This is a genomic window from Candidatus Methanodesulfokora washburnensis, assembly GCF_003947435.1.
GTDB classification, from domain to species: domain Archaea; phylum Korarchaeota; class Korarchaeia; order Korarchaeales; family Korarchaeaceae; genus Methanodesulfokora; species Methanodesulfokora washburnensis.
Genome location: NZ_RCOS01000147.1, coordinates 1 through 9,560 on the forward strand (window position 1 = coordinate 1; position 9,560 = coordinate 9,560).

Below are 9,560 nucleotides of genomic sequence, written 5' to 3' on the forward strand. Positions count from 1 at the left end.
GGCTTCCTCTCTGTGGGACTGACAAGAGCCCAGCTGGAATTGCTCAAATTCATGGAACCCGGAAATTCTTACACTCCATCCGATCTAGCGAGCGTTGTTAGAAGGGACAGAAGCACAGTGTACAGAAGCCTCCTTGCTCTTTACAGAAAAGGATTATTAGATAAAAATGAAAATAAGTATACGATATCCAAACTGGGCGAGTTGTTAAAGAGCAATGTGTAACTCTAATGCACAGTAACGCTTTCTGTTGCAAAGAAAAAGCACGAAAGTGCAACTTAGGGAAACGTTTTTAAAGAAGCTGCGATAATCATTAAGGGGGTAGATATGAAACCGAGAGAGGAAGTATTGAGAAAGCTTCTGGGGATAGGAAGCATGATAGAATTCCCAGAGGTGGTAGGAGGGTGAAAAAAATGCCATTGATCTCTCAAGTCGTGTCTGAAAAGCTGGCTAAGATGTTAAATCTACCTCCGGAGAATGTGGAGAATGAGATACGTGAAGCTGTAGAGGATGTTGCTAAGATGCTGAGCAGATTTATATGGGCTCGCCAGTATTCTTTTGCGGATAGAATTGCGAATGCTGCAGGCAAGGAAACAGTCTCAACGACGTTATATGAGGCATTGCGGATTTCGAAGAGCACTCTAGATGCAGGGCAGACATTGGATGAGAATGTTAGACCTTATGTAGCAAAGGAGGAAAGTGTGAAGCTGCTTCTTAATCTGCTGGATGTAGACCTTGTCAGCGGGCTGGAGATCATGAGGAGAGCAACAGTTCTTGCACTTTCTTGGAGAGGTTCGGAGAAAGAGAGTAGTGAAAGAGAGGAGGGTGATAAAAGTTGAAAGGGGCATTTGTTAGCGTTGGTGTGCGGATGCTTGTGAATGTTGAAGCACTTAACATGGTCGAGAGCGTTGGTAATGTGACGAGACATAGAAGAGCTACAGTTGTCTACCGAAGAGATAAGGAATATGTAATTAGAATAGTGCCAGCTTTAAGCGGTGAAAACATTGCACACGCATATCAACAGTGGATTGCAGAACTTGCAAAGCATCGTTATCCTGCAGATAAAATTCCTCTGTGCGAATTCTGCGAAAAGAGTGAGTTCTTAAAACACTGTGATCTGAATCTTTTCGGTTCAAAGGACTGGGAAAGAGGACTAGTCAGGTTAATTGAAGGAAAGAACTACAATCCGCATGAAATTGAGAAGGAAATAGTGAGAAATTGCGTTGTTGAGGATTTGGGAGGCTTTCTCTATCCTGGAGATCCACCTGTAAAGCGCACATCAAGATTTCAAGTAAGCTACATGATCCCAACTATTGAAAGCCTTGATGCCGGTGCCGTGGCTTTAGAACCACAATTTCACGTACGCCATAGCCCAACAAGGACGGCAAAGGAGGGACAAAAAGTAGCAGGTCAAGCCATCTACTACGTTGAGACTGGATCTGCCGTCTACTCCCTCACATTTAACCTTGATGTTGGAGGAATCGGAATGACAAGCATGCTGAAGGTAGAACAAGCAGTAGATGAGGAAGAGCGCAAGAATAGGATAAATCTTGCGATAGATGCTCTTTCAATAATGCTCGACAGCAAGATATTTGGGGCTAAGCTTTCGAGATTCACTCCAGTCATAGATTATGAGACTATAATAGCGGCTGTTTCAAGCTATCCGCCTTTCACTATATCCTCTCCTGCTGTCGCCAATTTTCCTGCTTCAACTGCCAGAAGAGGAGCTATTCATTCAAATCTTTTCAGCTCCAATGTGCAGCTTTTCGGCTATGGTGAGGGTCTTGTTAATGGAATAGAACGTGCAGAAACCGTTCTAACTCTGTTCGATGCCGTCAAGAAAGCTTTGCTAGCGAGATTATAAAGGGACTAGATATGCTCTATGCTGTAAAAGCGATTCTCGAGCTACACTGGGGCTATTCAGTAAAACGTCCTGTATTTTCAGCATCTCAACCAGCTCTTCTCATTCCACCTCCTACCTCGCTCTTAGGGGCATTAGCAAGAGCAGTTGCCTATTTCAAAGAGTGGCCAGAGACTATTATGATAAAGGGGAAACTTTATAGTTCAGCATCTCTTTTAATTCAAGATGTTCCATGGACTGCTTTAGCCCTAGCTGACGAAAGGTTTATCGGCCCAATACTCGGCCTAATAGAGACTAGAGACATGATAAGAGCACTTATTGCTCCTTATCAGAGGAGAGAGCATGCTTATCCAGGTTCGAGGGTTCTTTTCGGGGTTCAACCACATGGAAAGATCTATGCTCCCTCAATGCATCTTTACGTAATCTATTTTACAAGAACTAGGGATATAGAAAAGTATATATGGTCCATTACATCACTTGGTAATAAGGAATCTACAGTTTCTGTTTCAGATGTTCGTATAGCAGAAGTGGAGTTAAATGCAGGGGATAATGAAATTGAAACTCTTTACTGTTTTCCGTCATCGCTTGGCGAGGTTATTGAGGGAAAATTCCTAAAGGAGGTGTTGAGTAAACCCTCTCTGGAACATTACGAGCTGGGAGTTGCCAGAGATCTGGCGAAGAACTGGGAGGAGTTTGTAATACCTCTTACACAAACAAGAGTGAGATTGCATGAGGGTGCTGTGGCAGTAAGAGTCAATGATGAGACTGTAATTGTTCCGCAGGAGGTGATTAAGAATGAATGAGACAAGGGGAAATGATGAGGAAAAGATAATCAGAGCACCGAACTTACCGCTTTTAGTCGACTCCTTGAGCACGGTTATTCTGAAGGTACATGATTATCTTAAGGAGGTCAAATTTGGGGAGAACCCATGGATCTTTGAGGCTCATCTTAAGTTCAAGAGCAGCGAAGAACTTGAGTTCGCTCTCTTTAACACTCTTAAGTCTGGCATTAAGAAATACGAGGAAATGAAAGTAGCACCTGTGACAATCGGACCTTCAGGCGATACAGCCAAATTTGACAGCTTGTTTAAAGAGTTCGGCTCACAGCCAGTCGAGGGAAAGCTGTATGAGAAGCTTAAGAGGCTTTGTGAAGTCTTTTTAAACAATTATAAAGGGAGGCTGCTTGATCTACTCTCCTCTAAATGGAACATTGAATTCAACGGTAAGGTGAAGCTGATAGAGGGATCCGGAAGGATGAAGCTTCCCTCTCTCGTCAGGAGTATAAACATATATGAGATGGGTAGGTTCTCTGGGCTTCGTGATACTAAGTCAACAGGTCCTGCCTCGAAAGCTCTATTTGATGTGAGGGCTGATCTAGGTTGGTGGATGCTTTCGCACATATTGCCTACTGTTTCAATGGCACATCTTGAACGTCTCCCAGAGGGAAAGGAGACTTTGATAACGTACGTTCAATTCGAACCTGTTCGAGGAGTTAGATATAACTATATTAATTTGAGGTGTTATTCTGAAATTCTTAAAGCTATTGAAGGGCATGTAGGAAAAACCGGTTTCTTTATCGAGGACTCTGAGCTTGCTAGATTGTCCCTTACCCTATGGGCTTACTATGGAACCACACATCCTCTAAGTTATGCTGGGATTGGAGGAGGTTTTAGAATCAGAGGGATAAGATTAGCTGGCCAGAGGATGCAGGAGGCATATATCGAAGCCCTTCCAGCTGGGGAAGTAGTATTACTCGACGCAAGATTGGGGCAAATATTTGGAAGTAATGCGAGAGCTGTAGCAGAAAAAACAGCAAAACTTGGTATCCTGCTGCAACAGCTAATTCGTAAATATCAGGCGCTCGCCTCAGAGCTCAGGCTTGTGAGATTCGCAGTGCTTTACAGAAACTTCCTGCGTAGCCTTGTGGAACCAGGTTATGCTATTCCTAGTGAGCAGTTCTATGAACTGCAGAGATTTATAGAGACTGAAGACTGGAGGATTCGCTTTATTGGTGTGCTTACAGCATGGCTGAAGGATGGACTCGAGGAGGATGAAGCCCGTGATGAAGCATATAGAATATTGGATACAGTGAGAGGACTTGTCAACATGATTATAAGTAGGGTGATTTAGGAAATGATGGAGCTCGAAATTCGGGCATGCGGTCCCCTTACCGGATCTAAACTCACTTTACCGGAACAGGGTCTTGTTCTTCTAATAGGGCCGAATCTCAGCGGCAAGAGTCTTCTTTCAGTCTCCTTGGGCTCTCTCGGAATAGCTGAATCGTTAGTGAGCGAGTGGAGGCTTCTAGATAGCCTTGAGAATAGACTGTTAGGTGCAGAGGGGTTGTGGAGTAGCCTCTACCAAGTGGAGATTGATGGACAAAATATTCTTGATCCTCTCGATCTCTTGGAGCAGCCAATCAGCTCTCTCTCCGAGCTTGATGATAGCATAAGAAAGAGCTCTGGCTATGTCTTAAGCGGGGTCCAAGATTACCTGAGAAGGACTGTATTCGCAGTAGAACTCTGTCAATCACGTGGAGTCAACCCATGGATGAAGGTGATTGAAAAGCCTCCTTTTTACATAAATATGACAGGACCTTTCTCCCTCGACGTCAAGCTGCCAACTAGGCATCCAGCAGAAGTGGGCTACGGATCTTTCAAGGAAATTTACATTTCAAAAACCAATATAAAAGGGCTGAATATCTCGAATCCGAATGAGTTCCTCCAGAACTATGACAATAAACGGACACCCTCATCCATTTTCATCAGGCTTGTAAAGAAAAATTTAGGTCTTTCCCCGGATCCAGTTCTGCTCGATAAACTGAAGAAAGCAGTGCTGAGATCATGGAGAGAGCTTAGTAGTGAGATTATAGAGCTCGAGGACATAGAGTTCATGGATCATTCGGTGTATGGCCCCTCTGTTACCCTTAAAGGGAAAGAGGAGAGCAAGTTCCTACCCTGGAAATTCACCTCTAGTGGGATGATAAACATAATTGCACACTGGCTTATTCTTCATGTGCTTCCAATCTTCAAGTTGGAGGATAAAAAACCTCTTTTGAGTGTAGAAGAGCCGGAAGCTCACCTAGATCCCTATACAACTTATCTTCTAGCGGAGCTGTATGCTGAAATTGTTAGACAATACCGGGCCGTTTTTGTTATTGCCACTCATAGCGAGGCATTCGTGCTAGGAGTCGAGGAGGTTCTTAGAAAAGGTGTATTAAAACCCGAAGAAGTGAAGGTATATGAGACAGTAGGATCTGAGATAGGATTCAAACTAGAGGAACGTAAAGTCAGCGAAGAGGGCTTCATAGAGGAATCAAGGTTCACAAAAATGGCTTGGAAGATATTTAGGAGGGAGCTCGAGCTGGAGGAGGATAAGAAGTGCACTGCATAGTGCTGGATACAAGCTTCTTCCTAGATTTGCTTGAGCAGAAAGAAAGCATCTCAAGATTCTCTGACTTTTTACAGAGCGAGGAAAGGGTAATAGTTCAGCTTCTCAGGGATGAAGTGAAGAAGGGTAACATAGAAGAGTTTGAGAGAAGGGCAAAGAGGATAATGCCTAGATCGCTATTATACAAATTTAAACTCAGTATTAGACTAAAAGGATACGAAGATATCAGAAAGCGTATGTGTACAGAGACTGAGGACAGGGAAGTACTGATCAAAATTCGTAGATTTTTCGAGCTTGGTGAGGACATTGGTGATATTTACAAGGAGCTTAAAAGCGATGCCTTTCTCCTTATAGCAGCTTACTGGAAGACTAAGGGATGCAAAGGGGTCACTATATTGACCAAGGATAGCGATGCCAAGGATAGGATAGAAAGTGCTCTTAAGAATATGAGGGAGCATGAGTGGGCTAATAAAATCAGGGTGTCTACATGAGAACAGGGATAATGGATGCTCTTTTCGATGCAGGACCTTCAAGAATCTCCGTGCTAGTAGCGCCAACTGGTTATGGGAAGACAAGTGCTGTACACTATTCTTGGAGAGAGCTCCTCAATAAATGGGGCAGAGTAGTTCATGTGCTTCCGCTCAGGGCTCTTGTCTCTAATGTCTGTTCTAATGCTGTTGATAGAGGAGTTCCCATCAATTTAATCTCGTATCAGGCGATGCTCAGAGAGATTGAGAAGCATGAGGTCAGGAAGTCCCCCTACATGTTCTCCCCCTATGCTGTGACCACGTATGACAGCTTTCTTACCTCGATGTATGTGGCTCCTGTTGCCGAACTTTCCCATATATATGCTCATAGGGACACAGGGCTTTTAGTGGCAGCTGGGGGCGTGTTGTTAGATGAGGTGCACCTAGTCCTCTCAATAGATAAGGTAGATGATACAAGTGGCGAGTGGAAAAAAGCACTGACAAGCATGATTTTCACGCTCGAGGCACTATCCTTCATGGATAGACCGACAGTTCTCGTTACAGCCACTCTATCTAGGGAAGTGCTTCGATATCTGGAGAAGGAACTTAAAAGAAAGGGAATAGAAGTGGTGTTGCATCTTTGCCTAGGGGAGAGAGGCCTCAGATATTATAGTGGAGCCGTGCAATATACAGTTGAACACGGGTTAGATAAGGATTATGACTCGCTCTATGACAAATATAGTCGAGTATCTCTGACTGAGGTATCAAAGGAGGGGCTGGAAAAGGATGTTCTGAGCGCATTGGATCACTCGCAAAGTGTTCTTGTCTTCTGCAATACCGTGCATAGGGCGGTCGATGTGTACAAAAAGATAAAGGAGATTGTGGATGTTCCTGTGCTTTTGCTCCATGCAAGACTTGCGGAAAAGCATAGAGAGGCTGTCTTAAGAACAGTTAATGATCTCTTGGGGAATAAAAGCTTTGTTCTCATCTCAACACAATGCTTGGAGGCAGGAGCAGACCTTGACTTTGATACCGTAGTGACGGAAGTGGCGCCGCCGGGCAGCCTGATTCAAAGAGCTGGAAGAGCAATTAGAAATTTGAGGGAAAGATTAGAACGGGAGGAGAGAAGGCCTCAAGTGATAATTAGCATCTCAGAGGATAGCCTTAAATCCGCTAGTGAAGTATATCCAGCCGAATCCGTAAAAGCTGTGCTCGGACAGCTGAAATCTGGAACATATTTCCTAGACTGGAGGTTCGGAAAGAGCGGCCCTAGCTTCATAGACCTTTTAGCTACTGTTTCATATTCCCCTGAAATAGATTTTAATGTGCAACTGCTGCTTAAAGGTCTTCTAGAACTTCAGTTTGTGGTGGAGAAGAACATAATAGATATTCTGGGAGAGTTGGATGATAATATGAGGGGATCTCTTCTGAAAGATGCTGCTCTTATACCCTTAATAGTAGAAGATGATGTAGTTACAGTCTCTCTGGACTATTTAAATAAACACCAAGATATATTGGAGCTCAGGAATGGTCGTGCAGTTGTGATTCTTGACAATGGAGAGAGAACATTGAACCTCAGGAGCTTGTTACAAAGACCTCTTTCTAATCTGCACAAGCTTAGTCGAGAAGGTAAGTTCCTTGGATTAAAGGTGAGAGAAAGTGCCTACAGTCCTGAGGTGGGCTTACCATGATGAATAAGCTCCTTGCTTGGTGCAATGAGCCCTTAAGAGACCATCTGCTTGGTGTTGCTGAAAACTCTAGGAAACTAGCTTCTGCACTCAAGTTGAACATGGAAAAGCAGGCTTTTCTGGCAGGTCTTCTTCATGATATAGGAAAAGCAGACGATGGGGCACAGAATAGACTTAAAGGATGTATTGGAGCGGGTGGGCATGAGATAGTATCATACATAGTCGCCTACAATTTACTGAAAGAACTTATCAGTCCAGAGGATCGCTATATCATTCTTATAGCTATTCTGAGACATCATCAAGCTATGGCACGTCTTAGTGAGCGATTAGAACAGGCAAAGCAGTGGTTCTCCGGTCATGTACCAGCTCAGGAGCTTGAATCCATCATTAATGAGGGATTCGCACAGCTAGGCTATAAGCTGCCAGCAGGACAGCTCTTATGGCCGAAGAAAGGATATCTTGAAGTCATGATCCATGAAGTTCAGAAGGATATTCACAGCTTTATCGAAGACTCTGATATTCTGCTGAGGGCTTCGCTGAGGGCTAGAATGCTTTCGGCAATAGTGATGGCATCTGATACATATGTGGCCATGATAAGAGGGGGCGAGACAGGGCTTTATGGAGAAGAAATAAAGTATCTTTTTAAAATTTATACTCAGCTTCTTGGAGATCATTAATTATAGTATTATTGAAAAGATTACACTTCTCGGTGAAACATTACAATAGGTGCTCAGCTGCATCCTACTACTGTATGTCTTTTCCCTTTATATGAGTCTGATGTACTCCCGCAAATAGGCAGGCAGTTTAATGCCCTCGCTAATCCCCCACTTGATCTCTCCATCATCTCTGTAGAGAGTTATCATGCGTACATCCTCCTTTGTTAACCCTTTCATTGACATAAACAGTTCTATCGTGCATGTTTTCTATGGTAAGTTTTATCGTTAAATATTGAAGGACAGATTCTATTAAGTTTTACTCTATAAAAAATTAATACTTTAATTTACTTTTTTCTAATTCTTGATTTTTTACAAAAAAGTTTTTAACTTAAAGCTTTAGTATGACAGATAAACACGGGAGGTAGAGGATGGAGGAAGTAAAAGTAGAGAAGAAGAGGATGAGCAAAAATGGTTATCTTGCCCTTGGAATCGTCTCAGCAATAGTAGCCTTACTCATACTGCCTCCTGTTTTCGGAATTATCTCAATATTCTGTGGAGTCCAACTTTATAGAAAGTTTGATGAGGGATTGGGCCTGGCTATCATCATCCTCGGTGGAGCTTGTCTCGTCATTGGCGTGATTATCGGCATTCTGACCACCATAAGTCTATGGTATCCATCACCGTGATCAATTACGGAGTTCACACCGCACATTTAATGTTAGCACGTGGGAGTCGTATTTAAGAGCTTAAGGAAGGAAGATAGAGGGATTTCAGGAGAGAGTTAATTAAGGACTTAAAAAGTGATAGGATGAGCGAGAAGATAAAAAAGCGACATACAGGAACTTTCAGATAAATTATTAGAAACTGTTATAGATGTTGAGAGAGATAAAAGAGAAGGAATCAAGAAAAACCTGGGAGCAAGACTTAAACTATACCATCTCTTTCCCATCGAAAAGTCCCGTTGAAAAATTTCGGCAGCTTTATCTTCCTTCGTCGATTACTCAATGTTTTTATGCAAAAGGATTTTAAATATGAACAGGTGATTCCTTGCTGACCCAGTTCTCTCTGGGCTTTATCTCCCCTGAGGGCCTGAAATTTCAATCATTTTCAGGCTATGCAGTCAGGGGAATTTTCTTCGATCTCATAAAATCTGTTGATGAAAAGATGGCTGAGAATCTTCACTCAAGCAAGGATATAGCTCCCTATTCCGTGACCCCTGTGGAATTTGTCGAGAGCGGGAGGATTGTCTACAGGGAATGTGGCCCCATGAAGGGGAGGTTTAAAATAACGGTGATGAAGGATGAGATCTCTGAGATCCTGAGGGATGCGATAATCTCCAAGGATTCCATAAATTTTGTGGATAGAAAGGCGATAATAACCGAGATTTCAGTCAGGGAGTTCGATTTCAGGAGCTTTCTTGAGAATGCGAAATCGGTCAGGAAGTTCTCCATAAAATTCAGGACTCCCTGCTACTTCAGGATTCTCTCCTCAAAGGAGGGAA

General features: G+C 43.1%; 11 protein-coding genes and 1 pseudogene. 11 read left to right on the forward strand and 1 reads right to left on the reverse strand.

Annotated features, from left to right (window positions below; genetic code table 11):
• From D6D85_RS12975 to D6D85_RS13015, 9 genes are all read left to right on the forward strand, one after another.
• On the forward strand, positions 1-222 hold a 222-nt coding region (locus tag D6D85_RS12975; RefSeq protein WP_125672463.1), incomplete at its 5' end, for a helix-turn-helix domain-containing protein.
• A 188-nt stretch (positions 223-410) separates the two neighbouring features.
• Positions 411-836, forward strand: a complete 426-nt coding sequence (locus D6D85_RS12980; RefSeq protein ID WP_125672464.1) for a hypothetical protein — start codon at positions 411-413, stop codon at positions 834-836.
• Positions 833-1,861 (forward strand): type I-A CRISPR-associated protein Cas7/Csa2, encoded by a 1,029-nt coding sequence (gene cas7a / locus D6D85_RS12985; RefSeq protein WP_125672465.1) that lies wholly within the window; start codon positions 833-835, stop codon positions 1,859-1,861. The genes D6D85_RS12980 and cas7a overlap by 4 nt, the downstream gene beginning before the upstream one ends.
• Before the next feature lie 11 nt (positions 1,862-1,872).
• A complete protein-coding gene (gene cas5a, locus D6D85_RS12990; protein ID WP_125672466.1) occupies positions 1,873-2,661 on the forward strand; it encodes a type I-A CRISPR-associated protein Cas5a in 789 nt (262 codons plus the stop codon).
• Complete coding sequence (locus D6D85_RS12995; RefSeq protein WP_125672467.1) at positions 2,654-3,988, forward strand: hypothetical protein; 1,335 nt, start codon at positions 2,654-2,656, stop codon at positions 3,986-3,988. Before cas5a ends, D6D85_RS12995 begins: the two co-directional genes overlap by 8 nt.
• A 3-nt stretch (positions 3,989-3,991) precedes the next feature.
• A complete protein-coding gene (locus D6D85_RS13000) occupies positions 3,992-5,251 on the forward strand; it encodes an AAA family ATPase (protein WP_125672468.1) in 1,260 nt (419 codons plus the stop codon).
• Complete coding sequence (locus D6D85_RS13005) at positions 5,239-5,739, forward strand: hypothetical protein (protein ID WP_125672469.1); 501 nt, start codon at positions 5,239-5,241, stop codon at positions 5,737-5,739. Before D6D85_RS13000 ends, D6D85_RS13005 begins: the two co-directional genes overlap by 13 nt.
• Complete coding sequence (gene cas3 / locus D6D85_RS13010) at positions 5,736-7,406, forward strand: CRISPR-associated helicase Cas3' (RefSeq protein WP_125672470.1); 1,671 nt, start codon at positions 5,736-5,738, stop codon at positions 7,404-7,406. Before D6D85_RS13005 ends, cas3 begins: the two co-directional genes overlap by 4 nt.
• A complete protein-coding gene (locus tag D6D85_RS13015) occupies positions 7,403-8,080 on the forward strand; it encodes a CRISPR-associated endonuclease Cas3'' (RefSeq protein ID WP_125672471.1) in 678 nt (225 codons plus the stop codon). Before cas3 ends, D6D85_RS13015 begins: the two co-directional genes overlap by 4 nt.
• An 87-nt stretch (positions 8,081-8,167) precedes the next feature.
• On the opposite strand, the gene D6D85_RS17080 is transcribed toward D6D85_RS13015, so the two are convergent.
• A complete protein-coding gene (locus D6D85_RS17080; RefSeq protein WP_272914444.1) occupies positions 8,168-8,296 on the reverse strand; it encodes a hypothetical protein in 129 nt (42 codons plus the stop codon).
• Positions 8,297-8,487: 191 nt separating this feature from the next.
• Here D6D85_RS17080 and D6D85_RS13020 point away from each other — a divergent pair, with 191 nt between their 5' ends.
• Both D6D85_RS13020 and D6D85_RS13025 read left to right on the forward strand, forming a co-directional pair.
• A complete protein-coding gene (locus tag D6D85_RS13020; RefSeq protein ID WP_125672472.1) occupies positions 8,488-8,745 on the forward strand; it encodes a hypothetical protein in 258 nt (85 codons plus the stop codon).
• A gap of 361 nt (positions 8,746-9,106) precedes the next feature.
• Positions 9,107-9,560 (forward strand): annotated as a pseudogene (locus D6D85_RS13025) (CRISPR system precrRNA processing endoribonuclease RAMP protein Cas6); the annotation flags it as partial.

Coding starts and splice junctions, on each gene's coding strand:
- D6D85_RS12980 (WP_125672464.1), top strand. CDS start 411: ATGCCATTGATCTCTCAAGTCGTGTCTGAAAAGCTGGCTAAGATGTTA.
- cas5a (WP_125672466.1), top strand. CDS start 1,873: ATGCTCTATGCTGTAAAAGCGATTCTCGAGCTACACTGGGGCTATTCA.
- D6D85_RS12995 (WP_125672467.1), top strand. CDS start 2,654: ATGAATGAGACAAGGGGAAATGATGAGGAAAAGATAATCAGAGCACCG.
- D6D85_RS13000 (WP_125672468.1), top strand. CDS start 3,992: ATGATGGAGCTCGAAATTCGGGCATGCGGTCCCCTTACCGGATCTAAA.
- cas3 (WP_125672470.1), top strand. CDS start 5,736: ATGAGAACAGGGATAATGGATGCTCTTTTCGATGCAGGACCTTCAAGA.
- D6D85_RS13015 (WP_125672471.1), top strand. CDS start 7,403: ATGATGAATAAGCTCCTTGCTTGGTGCAATGAGCCCTTAAGAGACCAT.
- D6D85_RS17080 (WP_272914444.1), bottom strand. CDS start 8,296: ATGAAAGGGTTAACAAAGGAGGATGTACGCATGATAACTCTCTACAGA.
- D6D85_RS13020 (WP_125672472.1), top strand. CDS start 8,488: ATGGAGGAAGTAAAAGTAGAGAAGAAGAGGATGAGCAAAAATGGTTAT.